This window comes from Pseudoalteromonas sp. NC201, from assembly GCF_002850255.1.
GTDB lineage: Bacteria > Pseudomonadota > Gammaproteobacteria > Enterobacterales > Alteromonadaceae > Pseudoalteromonas.
In genome coordinates this window covers 3566677-3586261 of the sequence record NZ_CP022522.1, presented here as the reverse complement: position 1 = coordinate 3586261, position 19585 = coordinate 3566677, and the positions used below count along the sequence as shown (strand labels likewise).

General features: G+C 43.4%; 21 protein-coding genes. 8 read left to right on the top strand and 13 right to left on the bottom strand.

Annotation, left to right across the window (positions count from 1 at the left end):
- Positions 1–2: 2 nt before the first annotated feature.
- The gene (locus PNC201_RS15740; protein ID WP_010607138.1) at positions 3–1055 is read right to left on the bottom strand and encodes an efflux RND transporter periplasmic adaptor subunit; all 1053 of its coding nucleotides are present in this window, start codon (positions 1053–1055) and stop codon (positions 3–5) included.
- A 213-nt stretch (positions 1056–1268) separates the two neighbouring features.
- Between PNC201_RS15740 and PNC201_RS15735 the strand changes: the two genes are divergently transcribed.
- The 5 genes from PNC201_RS15735 (at position 1269) to PNC201_RS15715 (ending at position 5507) form a co-directional block, all read left to right on the top strand.
- Entirely contained in the window at positions 1269–1988 is a 720-nt protein-coding gene (locus tag PNC201_RS15735; RefSeq protein ID WP_010607139.1) for a DUF2982 domain-containing protein, read from the top strand.
- Between the two features lie 22 nt (positions 1989–2010).
- Positions 2011–2343 (top strand): hypothetical protein, encoded by a 333-nt coding sequence (locus tag PNC201_RS15730; protein ID WP_102057579.1) that lies wholly within the window; start codon positions 2011–2013, stop codon positions 2341–2343.
- A 15-nt stretch (positions 2344–2358) separates the two neighbouring features.
- Positions 2359–4044, top strand: a complete 1686-nt coding sequence (locus PNC201_RS15725) for an Lcl C-terminal domain-containing protein (RefSeq protein WP_102057578.1) — start codon at positions 2359–2361, stop codon at positions 4042–4044.
- 10 nt (positions 4045–4054) lie between these two features.
- Complete coding sequence (locus tag PNC201_RS15720; protein WP_010607142.1) at positions 4055–4558, top strand: Lcl C-terminal domain-containing protein; 504 nt, start codon at positions 4055–4057, stop codon at positions 4556–4558.
- A gap of 178 nt (positions 4559–4736) precedes the next feature.
- Complete coding sequence (locus tag PNC201_RS15715; RefSeq protein ID WP_102057577.1) at positions 4737–5507, top strand: YggN family protein; 771 nt, start codon at positions 4737–4739, stop codon at positions 5505–5507.
- Here PNC201_RS15715 and PNC201_RS15710 read toward each other — a convergent pair.
- From PNC201_RS15710 to PNC201_RS15680, 7 genes are all read right to left on the bottom strand, one after another.
- Positions 5502–6335 (bottom strand): amidohydrolase family protein, encoded by an 834-nt coding sequence (locus PNC201_RS15710; RefSeq protein WP_102057576.1) that lies wholly within the window; start codon positions 6333–6335, stop codon positions 5502–5504. The two genes, PNC201_RS15715 and PNC201_RS15710, sit on opposite strands and share 6 nt — an antisense overlap.
- Positions 6336–6349: 14 nt before the next feature.
- Entirely contained in the window at positions 6350–7078 is a 729-nt protein-coding gene (locus tag PNC201_RS15705) for an SDR family NAD(P)-dependent oxidoreductase (protein ID WP_010374223.1), read from the bottom strand.
- A 2-nt stretch (positions 7079–7080) separates the two neighbouring features.
- On the bottom strand, positions 7081–7569 hold the full coding sequence (locus PNC201_RS15700; RefSeq protein WP_010607145.1) for an FKBP-type peptidyl-prolyl cis-trans isomerase: 489 nt from the start codon (positions 7567–7569) through the stop codon (positions 7081–7083).
- A gap of 101 nt (positions 7570–7670) precedes the next feature.
- Entirely contained in the window at positions 7671–9167 is a 1497-nt protein-coding gene (locus tag PNC201_RS15695) for a LysM peptidoglycan-binding domain-containing protein (RefSeq protein WP_442793311.1), read from the bottom strand.
- Between the two features lie 27 nt (positions 9168–9194).
- On the bottom strand, positions 9195–10175 hold the full coding sequence (locus PNC201_RS15690) for a hypothetical protein (RefSeq protein WP_102057575.1): 981 nt from the start codon (positions 10173–10175) through the stop codon (positions 9195–9197).
- The gene (locus PNC201_RS15685) at positions 10175–10459 is read right to left on the bottom strand and encodes a cell division protein ZapA (RefSeq protein ID WP_010607148.1); all 285 of its coding nucleotides are present in this window, start codon (positions 10457–10459) and stop codon (positions 10175–10177) included. The genes PNC201_RS15690 and PNC201_RS15685 overlap by 1 nt, the downstream gene beginning before the upstream one ends.
- On the bottom strand, positions 10459–10686 hold the full coding sequence (locus PNC201_RS15680) for a hypothetical protein (protein ID WP_010374211.1): 228 nt from the start codon (positions 10684–10686) through the stop codon (positions 10459–10461). Before PNC201_RS15680 ends, PNC201_RS15685 begins: the two co-directional genes overlap by 1 nt.
- Positions 10687–10920: 234 nt before the next feature.
- On the opposite strand from PNC201_RS15680, the gene PNC201_RS15675 reads away from it, so the two are divergent.
- Both PNC201_RS15675 and PNC201_RS23685 read left to right on the top strand, forming a co-directional pair.
- A complete protein-coding gene (locus PNC201_RS15675) occupies positions 10921–11763 on the top strand; it encodes a 23S rRNA (adenine(2030)-N(6))-methyltransferase RlmJ (RefSeq protein WP_102057574.1) in 843 nt (280 codons plus the stop codon).
- 337 nt (positions 11764–12100) lie between these two features.
- Complete coding sequence (locus PNC201_RS23685) at positions 12101–12292, top strand: hypothetical protein (protein WP_095728048.1); 192 nt, start codon at positions 12101–12103, stop codon at positions 12290–12292.
- 7 nt (positions 12293–12299) lie between these two features.
- On the opposite strand, the gene PNC201_RS15665 is transcribed toward PNC201_RS23685, so the two are convergent.
- Together PNC201_RS15665 and PNC201_RS15660 are read right to left on the bottom strand one after the other, a co-directional pair.
- Entirely contained in the window at positions 12300–12869 is a 570-nt protein-coding gene (locus PNC201_RS15665; protein ID WP_010374208.1) for a PhnA domain-containing protein, read from the bottom strand.
- A gap of 107 nt (positions 12870–12976) precedes the next feature.
- A complete protein-coding gene (locus PNC201_RS15660) occupies positions 12977–13714 on the bottom strand; it encodes a substrate-binding periplasmic protein (protein WP_010607150.1) in 738 nt (245 codons plus the stop codon).
- A 209-nt stretch (positions 13715–13923) separates the two neighbouring features.
- On the opposite strand from PNC201_RS15660, the gene PNC201_RS15655 reads away from it, so the two are divergent.
- Complete coding sequence (locus PNC201_RS15655; RefSeq protein ID WP_029215901.1) at positions 13924–15201, top strand: EAL and HDOD domain-containing protein; 1278 nt, start codon at positions 13924–13926, stop codon at positions 15199–15201.
- Positions 15202–15315: 114 nt separating this feature from the next.
- On the opposite strand, the gene PNC201_RS15650 is transcribed toward PNC201_RS15655, so the two are convergent.
- The 3 genes from PNC201_RS15650 to PNC201_RS15640 form a co-directional block, all read right to left on the bottom strand.
- Positions 15316–16800, bottom strand: coding sequence for a Ppx/GppA phosphatase family protein (locus tag PNC201_RS15650; protein ID WP_102057573.1), 1485 nt, complete (start codon positions 16798–16800; stop codon positions 15316–15318).
- Between the two features lie 17 nt (positions 16801–16817).
- A complete protein-coding gene (gene ppk1 / locus PNC201_RS15645; RefSeq protein ID WP_102057572.1) occupies positions 16818–18914 on the bottom strand; it encodes a polyphosphate kinase 1 in 2097 nt (698 codons plus the stop codon).
- A 119-nt stretch (positions 18915–19033) separates the two neighbouring features.
- Positions 19034–19540, bottom strand: a complete 507-nt coding sequence (locus PNC201_RS15640; RefSeq protein WP_102057571.1) for a glycine cleavage system protein R — start codon at positions 19538–19540, stop codon at positions 19034–19036.
- Positions 19541–19585 lie beyond the last annotated feature (45 nt).

Genomic DNA, 19585 nt, shown 5'->3' with positions numbered 1-19585 from the left:
CCTTACCCCTTTATTTCAACTTTTGAGCCTGAGCGGATCTTCAGGGTGCCTTCCGTGATCACCTGTTGTCCCTCTGTAAGCCCCTCATCGATAGCTACCCAGCCGCTAAAGCGAGTTTGCAGGTGCACTTCACGTTGTTGCGCTTTACCTTGGTCGTCAATGACAAATACAAAATGCTTATCTTGTCTTGGTATGATGCTTTTTTCTGGCACCACAAGGGCTTGTAATCGAGCCAGTTCCAATCCCATGTGTAGTAGCATACCTGGGCGGAGTTTATGGTCTAGATTGGTGAAACTTGCTGTCACTCGTACCGAGCGCGTTTGTTCATTAATACGCGGGTCAATATGGGAGACCTTACCGGTAAATAGTTGCTCTGGGTAAGCTTCGCTTTGTGCATTCACTTGCATACCAAGCTGTAGTTGCGCTAGGTATTTTTCTGGTACCTGAAAATCCACTTTGATGATGCTAATGTCATCGAGTGTGGTGATCACAGTATTGTTGTTTACGAAGCTACCGATAGAGATATTTCGAGTACCCAATAATCCATCGAATGGCGCATAAATGGTCATCTCGGCGAGTTTTGTTTTGGTGGCTTCCAATTGTGCCGTTAAGGTGTCAACCTTTGCTGATTGCGCTTCTAATTGAGAGCGAGCCGCCGATTGAGTTTTTGCGAGGTCTTTAAGGCGGTTTAGTTGTCTAATTTCTTCCTTTAGCGTCACTTTCAGCGCTTCGATATCGAGCTTCTCTTCGGCATCGCGCAACTGGACTAGCTTGTCACCTTTTTTTACTACGTCTCCGTCATCGAAAAAGAGGGCTGCCACATAGTCGCTTTGGGCGCTACTCACGTTGATTGCTTGATTTGCTCTGGCGGAACCAATAGAGTGAACAGCAATAATACGCTCCTCTTTAGTTACGGTATGAGCTTGAACGGAGGTTACGGGTGCTGAGTTGCCACTCATTTTGCCTTCCGAGGCTGGTAAATATAAATAGCCGCTGATGACGACTAGCACTACAATGATAAAAGGAAACAGTGCTTTTCCTGATTGATGACGCATAAAAGTGACCCAGATTATAATTTGTCTCTAGTTTACAAAATTAAAGGCTAACAAAGTCGACGGCATATCCTGTAAATTTGTGCATTAAACGAAAATGTAATTCAATTTAAGTGTTTGTACCTAAATTAAATATTATGAAACGCAGCCATTCATGTAAACGATGCATCACAATACGTAAATTAGTCGCATGGGCGATCATCATGTATATCTTCTATGTCTGGTATACCCATGCTTGAAGCAAAACTACGTGCAACCGCTGATCGCAATGGCGTTGAATTTATGCTGGTTGGCGCAATTGGTTTGATTGTTATCATGCTTTTTGTCAATTTGCGTGGTACTGCTATTACTATTGTAGAAATATTTCTTGCCAGCGCCATGTTAGTGGCTATTTTTGTTGGCTTTCTCAAAAGTCAGCAACCATATTTTAGTTTATACTTTACAGAACAAGAGTTTAGGTATGTGCATAAATATGGAGCTTGGCCGCTATCCATTGTAAACTTCCACTCCAGCGGCATTCCCAAAGTTCAACAAGGTGTTGAAACACTTGAGTTAAATGCAGTTGGTATTAAACTTAATGATATTGATGCGTTTTTATTAAATTTAACACCTCGACTTGCGGGTAAATTATTGATCGAGCAGCGGCATATTTTTTTACAAGCTGTTAAAATGCATTGCGAAAATGGCAACTGCCCATCTGAATGGTTGATAGAAGAAACCGTTTTTCGCTCCAAGGCGGGAAAAGAATATACTGGTTTAATGGCAATGTTTGCAAACCGGATGGATAATTTAAAGACAGTGACGGGATATGATTTATTGATCCCCGCGACTGCCTTAGACAGGGATATTTGGCAATTTTCAGTCATGTTAAACCGCTGGAAACTTAACCCTAAAGAGGTGGTAAAAGCATTGTTAGAAGAACAAACCACCTACTGAAGATGTAACAGGATACACCAATATGAGCTTAGAAACGGCCTATATTAAAAGTGGGCGTAATACCATTATTCACAAAGAGAAGAAGTTAGATCTTGTGATTGTAAATGGTGAAGCACACCCAAAAATCAAGGTGACTGCAAACGGCTTGGTGCCTTTTAAGGAAGAGCTGCCGAGAAATCGAAGAGAGGCTAAAGAGCGTTATTTAGAAGTCGTCCACGTTTCGAGTATTGATGTGTTTGGTGAAGTGAAGCGGTTGTTGTTTATTCAGGCTTTAGATGGTCGAGAATACAAAGTAGATTATAGTAAAGTTGGCACTAAGTTGTTTGTGCGGATACATCAAGAAAGTTATCTATAGTTCATAAGGAAGAATATGAATGCATTCAAGGGAAGTTGGGTTGTACTTGCGCTAATATTAACAGGTTGTGGTGGAGGCTCTGGGAGTGATGAACCGAGTCAAGTCAGTGCGTCGGTTAATGCGGGTGCTGATATCCAAGTGACCGAAAAAACAGAAGTCACCTTGAATGCTCAAGCATCACCTGCTGGCGGCACCTTTAACTGGCAGGTTATCTCTGGTGCAAACGTCAGTGAATTTCCAATTACGGAGCAACAAGCCGCTTTTGTTGCACCGGATATCAAAGCCGATGTCAATTTACTTATTCAGGTTGACTATGTTGCGCCTGATGGCAGTCTTGCAAGCGACCAAGTGACGGTTGCTATCAAATCTAACAACCAATTACCTATACCAAGTATCAGCCAAACTGCACCGGAAACACTACCAGCCAAATATAAAGATACTATTGTCCTCAGTGGCGCAGGCTCCTCCGATCCAGACGAAAATGGCCAAGTGGTTGCTTATCAATGGCAACAAGTGAGTGGTCCCACAACAATACAGCCAATTGGTTTGAATACAGCTACTTTATCTTTTGTCCACCCATTATTGGCTACCTCTCAGGCGTCAATCTGGCAGTTGACGGTTACCGATGATGAAGGCGGACAAGCCAGTACCCAGTTTACCCTCGGGCTACTTGAGAATTCGGATGTAGTAGTGGCGGATGCTGGGAGCGACCAGCAAGTGCAAGAGTTTGATGAGGTCACGCTTGATGGTTCAAACAGTGATACGGTATCTGGTCAGAAACAGTGTGTATGGCGGCAAGTGACGTCTGGCACTCAGGTAGCATTAAGTTCTGTTACCGGGTGTTCAACAACTTTTAACGCACCAGATCAAAATATTTTGTCTCAAGTGGAATTTGAGCTGACCGTTACTGACTCACAAAACCGTTCAGCTACCGACACCGTGCGCATTGATATAGAGAAAAAGCCATTAGGTAAACTAAACGACAGTGGCCAAACCGCGTGTTTTAACAATACGGATGTGATCACCTGTAGTATGACGCAGTTTACGGCTCAAGATGCACAGCGTGGGCGTGATAATTTTGCCACTCAGGTGGCGAAAGAAGGCAGTGGTCGAGCAGGTTTTGACTTTACCAAACTAAATCGCTTTGCGGATGAACTGCCTGATGACGCTACCGACTTTGCTTGCGTTCGTGATAACGTCACGGGACTTATTTGGGAAGTAAAAGAAGCGAGTTCGGGTACATTACCAAACACTTCTTCTCGCAACGCACAAAATAGTTATACCTGGTATGTTGAGGTAGATGGAGCGATTGCCGAGGGGAGTGTGCAGGCCGCAGCAAATACAACCTGCCCGCAGGATAGTCACTGTGGTATTCAAGCTTTGATTGATGAAGTAAATAACCCTGCCGTTGGAGAGCAAAGTTACTGTGGTGGTAACAATTGGCGCTTACCAACTTATATGGAACTACTTGGACTACTAGATTACGGCAGTGCAGGTACTGCGGTGATAGATGAAGCGCTTTTCCCTAACTTACCTAGCACAACAACACTTGGTCATCGCTATTACTGGACCTTGCAGTCGAGTTTAGATGGTACCGGTGGCACGCTGAGAAGGGCTTATGTTATCGACATGGATACGGGCAATGATTTTGCAGTAGAAAAGTCTAGCAGCGCATTTGTTAGGTTGGTTAGGAATCCTTAGGGAGCGTGGTATGAAAATTATTACAACTATACTATTTACTCTGTCATTCACGGCTGTTTGCCAAGCGCAAACTTGCGTTGGTACTGGCTCCAATACCAGCCGTTATACGATAAATAGCAACGGTACAGTGCTGGATAGCCAAACGGGATTAATGTGGCAGCGCTGCAACTTTGGGCAAAGTTACAACGCGACTTCTCAAAGCTGTGAAGACAATGCTCAGCAACTTACTTGGCAGCAGGCATTGGTGGTTGCCAACGAAGACCAATTTGCAGGGTTTACAGACTGGCAAGTACCTAACGTTAAAGAGCTTGCCAGTATTGTGTATCACGAGTGTGTGACTCCAGCGATAAACATAACGGTATTTCCAACGACCAAAAGTAATAATTACTGGTCTGCGACGACCCAGACTAGTCAACCTCAGTTTGCTTGGGTGTATCAGTTTGCTGATGGTAAAAATAATCCAACCATTAAAACTGCGGATGCCTTTGTCAGGTTAGTGAGATACTATCAATAGCCCTTAGTTAGTGGTATTGCTACTGCCTTTAATGCTGACGGGTATGGATCTCTAATATTGCCAGTAAGACATAGCTTGTTACTTTCATCCGTCTAAAATGGCTTTGGGATTGTTTGATCTTTTGGTACTCTCCTGAAGCACCCCTTTCCCGTCTTACGTTCTGCACACAGGAGGCCATATGAATCGATTACTCAGCGCGATAGCCTTGTCTTGTGCCGTATTGGCGTCTTCCGTACATGCAAAAAATAAGTGCGATGTTGAACTTGGGCATGGTCTTATCATCACCGACAACGAAATTCGTATCGTTGATGATGGTCAGACTCGAATCCAAATCAACAATGATAGTCAGCTCTTTATTCTAGGTCGCTGGATTGAGTTAGATCCGGAAGGGGAGAGAGTTGTGCGCGAGTACTCTTTAGGAATACGGGATACCGTTCCTGAGCTGGTAAATCTGGCAACCGATGGCGTCAACCTCGGATTGAGTGCGATTGAGCAGGTGGTTGAGGGGATGTCCGACAAAGAGCCCGAAGTGCTCAAAACGCAGTTGCAATACGTTGAACGTGCGCTGATGGATAAGTTTAAGCGTGGAGATGATTTCTTTTTTATCGCACCACAGTCACTTTCTAAAATTGATGATTTTTTTACTAAAGAGATCAGCCAAAAAATTCACTCTGCTGTTCATGGTTCGTTGGGCTCTATTTTAGTCTCTTTGGGGGATGCATTTAAATCTCGCGAAGGGAATATCGAAGATCGCATCAACGATATGGGGCAACGCATGGAGATTATTTCGAAAGAGATAGATAAATCGCTGCAGAAAAAGGCCCATCAATTAGAAGAAAAAGCGGCAGAATATTGCGAGTGCTTAAACACCTTAGATCAAACGGAAGAAAAACTACAGCGCATAGTACCTGAGCTAGTTGCTTACGATCTCGTCCAGATCCGCTCATAGTCCATAGCAACTTTTGGCATTGTCTCGGCTGAGTTTATGCCAAGTTGACGATATGCCTATCACGTCTAAATAATCCTGCCATATTTGCCAATAGCTTTTTTGCATAAGAGAAACCGGATAATTCGAACCTAGCATTAGGCTCTCTTCTCCCGCATGTGTGATTAAGTGAGTAAGCCACTCAGAGAGTGTGAGTGGGTTTGCTAACATTTCGTGGCCAGAGCACTTGATCATGACATTATTAAGCGCTCCAATGCGCCTTAATATATCTGTACAAGGACTGTTAGCGTCAATAAACCCTGCATGGTTAAATACGATTTTAAGGTCAGCTTTTTGTTCTGCAAGTTGTAATAAAAGGTCGACTTTTTCGCTTTGTTTAAATTCTAATTGCGCCTCAAAATGTAGTCCATGCTCGGCAAGACAGGTGAGATTTTCGAGCACGAAAGGCGCGGATAAACGTTGGCTGTCACAGCCTTCGGTGATGTCTCTTATCGCCACGAGGTGAGGATGTGCTAACTGTGCTATGGCTGCGCTAAATTGCTCAGGCGTTGCGTTAATAGGGGCGTAACCGACGGCTTTAAAAGGAAAGCTGCATAGTTCCTGATTTAACCAATGTAATTCGTTGATGGGATTGTGATTATCAAAACCGGCTTCCACATGCACCAAGGCTTCGAGTGTAAACTGTGCATGTTGGGGAAGACTAGTAAGGGTATGATTCTGCCTTATTTTTTCCAGATTAGGCCAAGCGGGCGGGTTGTGTTTGAGCCAAGAATATTGTCCTAACGCTAAATCGAAAAAGTGTAGGTGGCTATCAATAACTCTCAGACTCATCACGCATTCCTTTTTTACTGTGCAGTATAACCGCCATCAATGCTTTGTAGGCTACCTGTGATAAAGCTCGCATCCTCACTTAGCAAGAAAGCAACCAGCGCTGCAACCTCTTGCGGTTGCCCTAATCGACCCAATGGCTGCAACTGGGCTTCTTCTGCAACGATTTCTGCTTTATCAGCGCCGCTGCGCGCACAGTAACTATCAATGGCATGATGGAATAACGGAGTTTCAATTGTGCCAGGGCACACTGCATTCGCGCGAATGTTAAATTTGGCGTAATCCAGTGCTGTGGTTTTCGCCATCGAAGCAAGTGCACATTTAGACAGGTTATAAGCGAAGGAGTTAGGTTTACCAATAACCGCCTGATCCGAAGACATCAATACGATGCTACCGCTACCTTGTGACTTCATGCTTGGTAATACGGCTTGAATGGCAGCGTAAGCGCCTTTCACATTCAATGCAAAAAGGGCGTCAAATGTGGCTTCATCGGTATCTTCGATTGTAGCACTCAGATGTTTCCCCGCGTTTGAAACAAGCGCATCTATTTTCCCTGTTTCTGCGACTATATCTGCAATTGTTGCTTTTACATCGGCGACTTTACTGACGTCACAATGGCGAAAAATCCCTTGTTCACTGGGCTGAATATCGAGGTTATAAACGGTGTATTGTTGCGATAGCAGCTTGTTGACAATGGCGGCGCCAATGCCAAAGCTGCCACCGGTAACGATGGCAACTTGGTTCATCATTAGTGTCCGCAGCCGCCAGCAGCGTGTACGTGACCGTGTGAAATTTCTTCTGCAGTTGCTTCGCGTACAGAAAGGATCTCAACATCAAACGTTAGCGTTTTGCCTGCGAATGGGTGGTTTAAGTCGCAATCCGCATTAAAGCGTCCTACTTTTACTACCTTAACCTGATGACGACCTTGGTTTGAATCGACAATAGCAGTCATGCCTGGCTTCCAAACTTTGCTGTCACCAAGACCTTGAAGGTGCTTAATAGGAATGCGCTGCACTAGACCTTCTTGATATTCGCCATAAGCTTGCTCTGGCGTTAAGGTTACCGTAAAGCTATCACCACCGGTTTTACCTTCAAGTTCACTTTCAAGACCTGGTAGCATGCCTTCAGTACCGTGCAGGTAGTTTAGTGGCTCGCCTTCTTTGCTTGATTCGATTTGGCTGTCACCTTCGTGAAGTGTGTAGTGAAACTCTACCACTGTGTTCTTTGCAATTTGCATAAGTAAACCTTAAATAAATAGTGTTCGGTGACGCCATTTAGCATCCACCTGTAAAGCGTGTAGTTTACGTGAGTGCGCTTCTTGGACGCAAGTCTATCCCTTTAATTTGGGCTCTCACTTTGCTTTGGCTTGCCATGGCGCAGTATTGATTGGAGCGCTTCAATGCTAGAGATTGAGGAGCTAGCTGGTTGAGTCTTATTGCTTTTTGGTGCAGCAGGAGCTGGTAAAAACACCATTAACACTTTGCCAGGTTTTAATAGACTCTGCGCCGTGAGTGAATTCCAATTTAATAAATCTTTTACCGCGACCTTGTAGTGACGGCTGATAGTCCACAATGACTCGCCTTGTTTTATGGTGTGGTGATGTTCCACTTGAGGTATGGGCTTGGCTTTTATTTCTTTAATATAAGGGCTTACGTCATAGTCGATGAGTAAGTCTAACTGCTCATTACTCTCGGAAACTAATAGCTTTTCGCCAACTCGGATCAAATCAGAGCGCTTATTGTTCAGCGCTTTTAGTGCACTAACACTCATCCCCGCATTTAATGCGATGCGGTAGAGTGTGTCGTTAGCTTTGACAGTGTAGCCTTGGCTGAAGTTTTCCCTGAAAAATGCACTTTCCAATAATGCTTGCTCGGATAATGGCAATAACACTTTGTGTGGACCGTTTGGAGAGCTTCTATGTTTTAAGATCCCTTGATTGAGTGCGTATAGTTGACGCTTTTTGATACCACTGAGTTTAGCCAGTTGATTGACGTCAAATTGCTGTCCAATATCAAGTATCGACGTAGTGGCCTTGTTGGGCAAACTTGGTATCTTAAAACCCTTGGGTGAGGTTTTTAGTAAGTGGCTGAGCGCTAAGAGTTTGGGCACGTAGTCTGCGGTTTCTTTTGGTAATGTTAAGTGCCAAAAGTGGGTCGACTTTCCTGCTTTTTTATTCTTTGCGATGGCTTTTTTGACACGCCCTTCACCTGTGTTGTAGGCCGCAAGCGCGTGTAGCCAGTCGCCATCAAAGCGTTCATGCAAATACAGCAAATAATCAAGCGCGGCGTCAGTCGATGCTAACACATCCTGTCGACCGTCATACCATTCGTCTTTCTTGATGCCGAAATGGTAGGCAGTGGCATCCACTAACTGCCAAACTCCAACAGCATTTTGTTGCGATTTGGCCTTTGGTCTAAAGTCACTTTCGACAAAAGGAAGTAATGCGATTTCAACAGGAAGACCTTTGCGTTCTACCTTTTTTACTACGTGATAAAAATAGGGAGCGGCGCGCTTATTTACCACATTGAGATAATTAGGCTGTGATAAATACCATTTTATGCGCTTATCAAGCCTTGGGTGAGATGCAGTATTAAAACTGAGCTTTTGGCGTATGTGTTGCCATAAATCATCGTCTCTGAGGGGGGCTTTAACGGTAGTGATTTTGGGTGGTTCTACCTCAACGATAGCTGGAGGCATGACTGGCTTTTCTACGGGCACTTGTGTGAGAGCTGACAAAATGGCTTGCCTACTCACCTGTGGACTGCTACTGCTTTTACATCCAGAGAGCATGGTTAATAATATTAACCCGCTTAGCTGTATTAATACTCTGTTCATCCTTTAACTATACCGAGAGGTTAAGTTTTATTCAAAATTTCTTTGCTGCTGAAAGTGTTGCCACTGTAATAACGCGCGTTGCTGCATGTGTTTATTTGGATATAGAATGCTTATCTTTTCAACCACTTGTTGACTATCTTGTAACGCTAATAAAGCCAAAAATTGTGCTGGAGTGCTCAGCATTTCAGGACGATAGGGTTTTCCTGTTGCAGGTAATATCCAATCAAGTGCATAGCGATTAAAGCGAGTAATAGTTTGCTGCCACTGTGTAGTATGCGGTAAATGCGCAAGTGGGATCTGATCCACGCTATAACCTGCTATCAAGCCTTGATATTTTGGCAGATAAACACTGATGTCATGACCGCTAAAGCCCGTGACTTGAGTAAGCTCAACCACTACACCTCCTAGCTCCACGGTTTTAGGCGCGTTATCAATGGCTTTACTTGATGGCGCTTGTGTGGCGAGCTTGGACCACGTTGCAATCCTACTTTTTGCCAGTGCAAGTTTGGTTTGCCACTTCGTTCGTTCACTTGGTTCTAGAGACGCGATACGATTTTCACTAAGCATGACGCTTTGGTTAAAAAGCTCAAGCTGTGCGTGAAAGGCCCTCGTCAATGCGTTGGCTGATGTTGCCGTTGGGCTTAGCCATTGTAAATTTGGATAAGCATGCTTGAGTAGCACTATGCTGGTGTCTTGTTTGATATCGGCATGCAAAGAGATTACGTAACAAAGCGGAACGGTGAGGCGCTTTTCTAATTCGTGGATCAAGGCCTCTGTGGTGACAAGATCGCCATGTATGGATGCCAACAGTGCACACTGTTTGCCGATAACTAAAGCTTGATTGGGCTGTAAAGCGCTATCTTTTCCTTTGATAAAATAAACCGCGTCATTGATTTTATGGAACTGATTAGCATTGGCGGCAGTACTTTGAAAACTCGCCGCCAATAGAATGAGACCCCAAACTAGAGAGATGCTACATAAGATAGGGTTGCTCCAGTATGTCGGCATTATTCGCCTGCAGGCAGCACTAACTTGTCGATGAGCGTGGAAACGAACTCTGCGTCTTGCTGTTGCTTTGCTTCCAATGCTTGTAAATCATGACAAAGGTGTAAGGCTGCGAGTAGTAACGCATTGTGATCATTGCGAACGGTTGAGCGTTTACGCATTTCTTCTACACGTCGGTCTAAAAGCGCTACGGCGTTATGCAGCGCTTCTTCTTGATCTGGCGCACATGCAAATTGATGTGACTTGCCAAGTAACGTTACTGTTACTTGGTTATTCTGCTCAGACATTAGCTAGCCTGTTGAGTTTGCAACTTATCAAGTAGGCCAGATAAAGATGAACTAAATTCTTTTTGCTTTTCTTCGCTTTCTAGCATTTCAAGCTGTAGGGTTTCATTTTCATCGATGAGTTTTTGATTTTGTTCTTTCAGTGCCGAAACTTCCGATTTTAACTGGTTATTTTGGCTCAAAAGTTGGTCAATCAACTGGTCGAGTTTTTGGAGATCTTGGTTATTCATAAATGCGCTCATATGACTGTGATTTGTCATGCAAATGTAAAACAAAGCGGCTAAGGATGCTAGTGTTTACGCGACTTTCTGCTGATTTTTCTCAACTTTTAAGAGATAATGCCGATATTGGAATATTTTGTTCAGAAGTGATTCAGTCTAAAGTTAAAAATTGATGAATCATTGCTCAAATTTAGCTCAGGTTTATTTCACCTGTGTTGTTATTATTTTTATCAAGGCGGGGTTATGCTCAGTTACCGACATTCTTTTCATGCAGGAAACCCTGCCGATGTGATCAAACATTTAGTATTGGCAGAAGCTTTGTCATACATGGCTAAAAAAGATAAGCCGTACGATTACGTGGATACGCACTCTGGCGCTGGTTTTTTTGAGCTAGCGAGTAGTGATGCACAAAAAACTCAGGAGTATCTGCAAGGCATCGCTAAGCTGTGGGATTATTCTGGATCCGTGTCGGCAATTAGCGATTATGTTGCATTAATCAAATCATTTAACGAAGGCGATAAATTAAGCCATTATCCCGGTTCTCCTAAGGTAGCGGAGCACTTCTTACGTCGTCAGGATAACGGTTGGTTTTTTGAGCTACATCCAAAAGATCTTGAGCTGTTAAAGCAAAATACGGCACATAAAAAGTCACTGCGCGTCACTGGGAGTGACGGTTTTAAAGGGCTATTAGGATTGGTGCCTCCAGCTTCACGCAGAGCCTGCGTGCTAATGGATCCTCCTTATGAGATCAAATCCGATTATGATGTTGCGGTCAAAAGCATCATAAAAGCGCACAAAAAGTTTGATTCCGGCGTCTATATGATCTGGTATCCCGTTGTTGACCGTGAACGCATTGATGCAATGGAGTCGAGCCTGATTGAATCTGGAGTGCGTAATATTCAAGTGTTTGAACTTGCCACCCGCGCAGATACACAAGAACGAGGCATGACGGCTTCTGGTATGATGGTGATCAATCCGCCTTGGACCTTAAAGAAAATCATGGATAAAGTGTTGCCTGAGCTGGTTTCGTTATTGGCTGAGGATGATGGTGCGTTTTACCGCAGCATTCAATTAGTAGAAGAATAGTAAAAATAAACTGCTAAGCTATCTAACCTGAGGTTTGGATAAGGAATGTTCCAACTCATTGTTTCTAAAGAACAGCTTAGTTTTTTCCTTTTCTAGCCAGAGAGTTTTAGGGAAAACAAGGCGAATTTACGCACCAATAGCTGGCTATTGGAAGTGAATTCAACGCAGTTAGCGCTAAAACTGGCTGCTAGAAAGGCATTAATTATCCGCAGCTCAGGTTATCTAGGGCCTGTTTACCTTTCAAGTTTGTTTTTGCAGCAGTTTGATTGGTATTTGTACAAGGCAGAGCCTGCGTAGCATAGTTATTCTATGTGAGTCAGGCGAGAACACAGTAGAAATGCTAATCAAGCGCTGCCCTTTGGGTTCACCTGAGTGCGCTTTGTTCATTGTTGCTCAACTTTTGCCTAGATTACTAGGCGGCAAGTCGAGCGTCGCGACCAAAACACACTCAGGAGAACAAAAATCAAACAGCAAAGATCAACAGGCCCTAGTCGATAAGGTCTTGAAGAGACTTAGCAGTTTATCTTAGGGCCTAGTTATTTCTTAACAAACTTCGTTAAAATAACGATGTTTTGACCTTCTACACGACCTTCAATATGCTCTGGGTTTGAAGGCGAGAGGCGAATGTTACGTACCGCAGTGCCGCGTTTTGCAACTAGGCTACTACCTTTAACATCCAAGTCTTTAATTAAAGTCACTGTGTCACCAGCACTCAGTTTCACCCCGTTACTGTCTAGGTGAACAAGGTCGTCATCCTCTGCAAGTGCTTGATCTGCCCATGCTCGAGTCTCATCTTCTAGATACAGCATGTCTAATGCATCTTGAGCCCAACCATTATCTGGCGCGAGGCGTTTAAGCATACGGTAGGCAACAACCTGAACGGCAGGAACTTGGCTCCACATACTATCGTTTAAACAGTGCCAATGGTTGGCTTCTAAATCCTGCTGACCTTCAACCTGTGGTTTGCACTGGCTACAAAGATAAACACATTTGTCAGAATGCGCCTCGGCGACTGGTGGTACTTCGTATACTTCGAGACCATCCGTTGAGGTACATAGCTCACATTGATTGTTACTGCGCTCAGCAAGCGCGGCAGCGATAGTCATAATGATTTCCCAAGCTGTAAAAGCGCCATTATACCAAATGCGTCAATTGATGCTCAATTTATGGGAAGAATTTATGCGTATAACTTGATCTATATCCAGAGCAGTGGTTATCTGCCACCTTTTGCGTGCATAGGCAGTTGTGAAATATACTGCTGTTCTATTTTTTCAATTTCACCAGAGTGTTTAAGTTGTGTGATAGCTTGATTTATCCGCTTAAGTAATCCTTGATGCTTAGCTAACAGGCGTAGCTGCAACATCCCTTCTGAATGTAGCTGGTTGAAGCTAAAAGTAATACCAAGTTGTTCTGACCAATATAATGCGGGTAAATCACCAATGATAATATACTCAATCCGCCGTAAGTTTAAGGCCTGAAGTAGTTCCTTTTCGGATGCGAAATCAACTCGCTCGAATAATTGGTCATCATGGTAGTAGTAGCCTCTCACTGTGCCAACTTCGATACCCGCTAGGGTTAGTACTGGAGGTTGAGACTGACGGGTAACAACGTACTCTTTAATAGGTAGAATGGGGTCTGAATAGATAAATCTATCATCTTGCTTTTGCTGTTCGTTCAACCAATCTGGGCTGATAATATCAAAATCAATTTGCTGCTTTTCTAAATAAAAGTTAGTACGTTTAGCTGGGAGAAGTAAGTTATCGCCTTTGATATTTGCCTTTACCAAAATGGCTTCCACCATTTCGGGTAGGATCCCGGGCGCATCTTCACTGTGAGTAAAATAAGGGTAAAAGCTTCCCGAGCCACTTAAACTGTATTTTAAGTAGGGGACTTGTTCTGCCTTAGTCAAACCGGCAAAGGCGAATAACCAGACGATCAAAACTTGCTTCATGCACTCATCTTAGCTTAACTTTTCTTAGACAGGCAAGCCGCTGGCGTTCTGTGAATTAAAAGCCTACTCTTTATAAGGACTTAGTTTAATAAGTTGGTAACTTTTGGTTATAAGTGTTGTAAAATAGCGAAACTTTTTTATTGCTCGGGGCGTTACCATATTATACGCTCCATGATACGTGGTTTCCTTTTACCTAATAAAGGATACGAATGTTAATGAGTGGTCCGGTGACTGAAGTACGTAAATCAGCAGTGCAGTATATTGCACGACAGGCCATTTTGCGGCCAGATCAAGAAGTCTTTGCCTATGAGTTGCTTTACAGAGACTCAGATAACAATGCTTTCCCTGTAGGGGTGAGCGATGGGCAAGCGACTGGGCGAATGTTTTTTAACTCCTTAATGTTTATCGGCGTAGACCGTTTGGCCGCGGGACAGCTTGCCTTTATAAACCTATCCGACGAATCCTTGCTGCAGGAATTACCTAGCTTATTAGCGCCACAGAAAATTGTGGTGGAAATCGTTGAGCGCTCTAAAAATATTCCTTCACTGGTGAATACGGTGACTAAGTTAACAGAGAAAGGCTACCGCTTTGCGCTAGATGACTACGATGGCACGTCAAAGTGGGATCCGTTGTTACCACTCATGGAATTCGTCAAAATAGAGGTTGAGCAGCCAATTATAAAAACCAATATGACGGTAAAAAAGCTCAAGCGTCAGTATCCAGATATTAAGGTGATTGTTGAGCGTATCGAATCAAAAGAAGAGTTCGAGATCATCAAATCATCTGGAGCAGACTTTTTCCAAGGTTTCTTTTTCGCCAAGCCTGAAATGCTCAACCATGGCAACGTGGAACCGTCGAAAATGGTGGTCTTTCAGCTGCTACAAGCCACTGCCAGAAAGTCTTTATGCTTCAAAGAAATACAAACTAGAGTAAGTAAAGATCTGAGTTTAACCGCACGATTGCTAAAACTGGCGAACGCGAAAGCTGGTGAAGATAGGTTAGAAATTAAGTCTATCTCTCAAGCCGTTGTGTATTTAGGTGAAGACGCAATTAGGCAGTTTGTTAAAGTACTCGCGTTGAGCGAATTGGGTTCAGATAAACCCAGTGAGCTGACAAGAATGGGGTTAACTCGTGCCAAGTTTGTGGAAACATTTTTGATGCCAGGGGGCGAAGAAATGGCTGAAACCGGCTATTTGCTTGGTCTTATGTCCATCCTTGACGTGATACTTGATGTTGATCTTGCAGTGATAGCAGCAGAATTTTCTCTCGATGATTCGCTTTCCAGCGCGTTACTGAGTTATCAAGGGTTGCTTGGTGGAGCGCTACGTTTAGCATTCGAAATTGAGCGCAATGACTGGCGAGAAGCTGAGCTTATTTTACAAGCCATTCGACCTGCTACACCGACCAATTATCTCTATGATATGGCGCTTTCTAGTCGAGCTTATGCAGATGAAATCCTCTCTATTGTGGCAGGTGATGAACAGTAGCTCTCACCTGTCAATGTGAGAAGGTAAGTAACTTGAGCTGTGGATAATTAGCGCCTTTCTAGCAACCTGTTTCAGTTCTAACGACGTCGAATTCCCTTCCAATAGCCAGCATACTTATCCAAAGCTCAGGTTAAATTGAATACCTATTGTTTTTAAGTAGTTTTGTTCTTGCTCTAAATCTGCTTGAAACAGTGAATGTGATTCGAGCCACCCAGCTGCAATGTGAAGTATCAAAGCGTTATTAACGGCTGTAATACTTAATTCGGGAAGTTGGTCTTGTTGGCGTTTTTGGTTCACTAAAACGCTGAGACGAAACACAGCCAAAATACGGTTAAAGTGGATTAGCTCTTCTTCGATTAACTCTGTTAACTCTGGCATTTTTATCTTTTTTCGATAAAAGCGAACAAGTGCACTTAGCCTTAATTGCTGGGCTTGAGTAAAGCCTGGAAGTTGACTGTGCCTGACAATATAAGCACCGTGTTTATGCATGCCGGAAGAGTTAATGGCGAGCCCAACTTCGTGGAGTTTTGCTGCCCAACATAACATTTCGACATCATAAGAGGATAGTTGCCATTGCTCTTTGAGTTGAGTGGTAAAAAGTTTGATGGTTTCACAAATATTGTCGGCGTGTTGCTTATCAATATTATAGTGATCGCTGAACGTGTTAATTGTGCGAGTACGAATATCAAACTCGTTGGTTTGATGCATTTCAAACAATAAGCCTTCTCGCAATGCATATTCACTAAGGCGCATGCGCTCAAGTCCTAGCTGTCTAAACAATGCTATCAGTACAGCAAGGCCGCCAGCAATACTGGTTTTTCGCTCCTCAGGTAGTGCTTTTAAGGAGACGTTGTCTATGTGTCCAGCATCAATAAATAACTGCTTAATTTGCTCCAAAATAGGCAGGGTAATTTCATCGGCTTGAGTGAGTTCTTGAACCATGGCCGCAATCGCTTTAATAGTACCAGAAGTACCGATAACGGTATTCCAGCCGAGCCTTAAGTAGCTCGCGGTAATGCTCTCAATTTGTTGCTCTGCTTTTATTTCGGCTTTTTTGAATCGCTTTGCAGATAGCTTACCATCAGCAAAGTAGGCTTTCTGCATGGTCACGCAGCCCACATTGCGACTACTTAACAGTTTGTGTGTAAGGTGCTGACCAATAACCAACTCTGTACTGCCTCCACCGATGTCGATAACCAAACGGTTATGACTATCATGTTCATGGTTGGCGACCCCTTGGTAAATAAGACGAGCTTCTTCTTGGCCTGAAATCACATTGATTGGATATGGAAAAACTTGTTTTGCCTTCGCGAGAAAATAATTAAGGTTTTTGCAATTTCGCAGTGTATAGGTTGCCACTACTTGCACCGACTCTTTCGGAAAATCATGTAGTGTCGTCGCAAATTGCGAGAGAGTATCTAATGCTCGGGCGATCGCGTCATCACTTAAATTAAAATCATCATCAAGGCCCGCGGCTAAGTACACACGTTGTTTTTCTTTATGGAGGAGTTGAAGGCGACCATCTACTTCTCTTGCTACAACAAGGTGAAAACTATTTGAACCTAAGTCCACTGCGGCAATAGAAGGGTAGTCGCGCATAAATTCTTCCTCAACGGTTATTCTTTCGCTTCATTTAATTGGTGTAACTCCCATTTTTTTAAATGGTCATAAATCGCGATCTGAGAGCGAATTTTTTTACGGTTACCTCGGCGAACGTACAGATTCTTCTGTTCGGCGTCAATGACTCTGGCTTTGGTGCGATCTTTAAACTGCAATTCAATGATATCGATAATTAGTTTTTTCAAATGCTCGGCGTAAATAGGCGTGCCAACTTCAACACGGTGGTCGAGGTTACGAGTCATCCAATCCGCTGAGGAAATATAGACCTTGGGGTTGCCGTTGTTATCGAAAACCATCACTCGTGGGTGCTCTAAGAAGCGATCGACGATACTAATTATTTTTATATTATCGCTAAAATGTGTAAGGCCAGGTACAAGCGCACACATACCACGAACGATGAGGCGGACTTTGACGCCTTTACGCGATGCTTCGTAAAGTTTATCGACGAGCTGTTTGTCAACTAAGTTGTTGACCTTAATAGTTACTTTTCCTGTTCGGCCTTGCTCAGCATGGGCTATTTCTTCATCGATCAACTCTATTATTCGACTACGTGCATTGATGGGGGAAATCATCAGGTGTTCGAATTTAAACGGTAGATAACTACTCTCAATAAAGCGAAACACGCTATCGCATTCTTCCGTAATATCGGGGTGTTTGGTAAACAGACTGAAATCAGTATAAATCCGAGCCGTTTTTTCGTGGAAGTTACCCGTTCCTATGTGTGCATATTTGACGATTTTGCCTTTTTCTCTACGGTGAACCACACAAAGCTTACTATGGACCTTAAGCGCTGGTATGCCAATCATGACCTTAATACCGTATTCACTCATGAGTTTTGCCCACTCAATATTATTTTGCTCATCGAAGCGGGCTTTCAATTCAACCATCACGGTGACTTTTTTGCCATTTTTTGCTGCATTGATCAATGAAGCGATCAATCGAGATTGCTTTGCCACACGATAAATGTTGACCTTGATTTGCGTCACTCTGGGGTCAAACGCCGCTTGGCGGATATATTCCAGCATGTGATTAAAGGTATGGTAGGGGTAATACAGCAAGATATCTTGAACTGAAATTGCGCGAAAGACACTGCTATATTTTGAAAAGGCTGCGCTTTTAAGCGGCGGCAGGGGCTTGTTTTCTAGATAGCCGCGACCAACATTTGGAAAAGAAATAAAATCCCGAAAATTGCGATATCTACCGCCTGGGATCATGGCATCTTGACCTGTCACTCCTAAGCGCTTTTTCATCAGCTTGATCATTTCTTCCGGCATAGATTCTTCATATACCAAGCGCACTGGTTCGGCATATAAGCGCTGTTTGAGACCTTTAGACATGGTATCTAACACGCCTTCTTCAAGCTCATCATCTAAGTTGTATTCGGCGTCACGAGTGAGTTTCATCGAATAGGCGTCAATGCGTTCAAATTTGAAGAAGCTCTTAAACACATCGGCTATAAAAAATCGAATAACGTCATCGAGCAACACAATCGTTTTATGCCGACGAGTTTTTTCTGGCGGCAGTTGGACAAAACGATTCAGGCGATCAGTAGGGACTTCCAAAAAAGCGTGATGCTGCTTTTCACCATTTAGCTCCACAAAAAGGTGGGTCATGGTGTCATTGATATTGTCTGAATAGTCCTTACTTTCGTTAATCATCATTGGCAATAGGTGAGGTAGTACTTGGTCTTTAAAATAGTTGGCTAGCCAATTCTTATGGAAATCCGATAGCGCATCCGGTTGCTTAATATGAATGTGATGCTCATTTAAGTCGATGAGGATCTGGTCATAAATAGCATTAAACTTTTTACCTAGTTCCAACACTTTCTTCTGAATGTCGGCGAGCAGTGCTTCGTCTTCGTCGAAATTCGTTTCAGGAAGGTTATTTAATAAGATACGGCGTTTTACATCTGCAACTCGTACTTGGAAAAACTCGTCTAAGTTGTTGGAAAATATACCAAGAAACCGGATCCGTTCAATGATCGGGTTGGTTGGGTCCTTGGCTTCTTGTAAAACACGTTCGTTAAAAGAGAGCCAGCTTAATTCTTTGGCAAAGTACGTGATAGTTTTATGCTCTGGAGATACGGCCTGCATGGTTCTTTCCATAGGTACAGCTTATTTTTACAGCTTAAGCAGGGTGTGTGACATAATTATGACAAACACAACGCGCCTGTCGTGTTTGTCATGTAACTATCATGAGTATAGTGAAGGTTTTAGCTTTCTTCTATGTCCACGATCAAATCACTGGTGATTGACTCGAGTGCTTCAATTACGTTTTCCTTGACCGTGCCTGCAGGTAAAGTCACGGTTGCGAAAGCGCTGAAAATAGGCAGTCCCCAGTTTGGAGCACTACGTTGTTTTGAGGTTAGGTGCGTGATGTTTGCGCCTTTGTGACGAATAACCGTAGCAAGCTCTTGCACAATTCCCGGTCTATCGTTGCCTGTAATGATTAAATTTAATGTGTCTGGCTCATCCTGCACTTGCAAGCTTTCGCCTGATTCAACGCTAACGTCTATACCAGGCAACTTATGCAATGCATCTTGTATTTCTTGCAAATGTTCTTCTGCAACTTCAACCTGTACGATGCCCGCGAATTGTCCGGCAAGATGGCTTAAGTTACTGGTTAACCAGTTGCCATGGTTAGAAAGAATAGTGGAAGAGATTTCCTCAACGAGACCCGGTCGGTCCTTACCTATAAGTGTTAATATTAACTGCTTCATATCATGTCTCTTTTTTTGTGGCGCCCGTGGGCGAAAAAACGAATT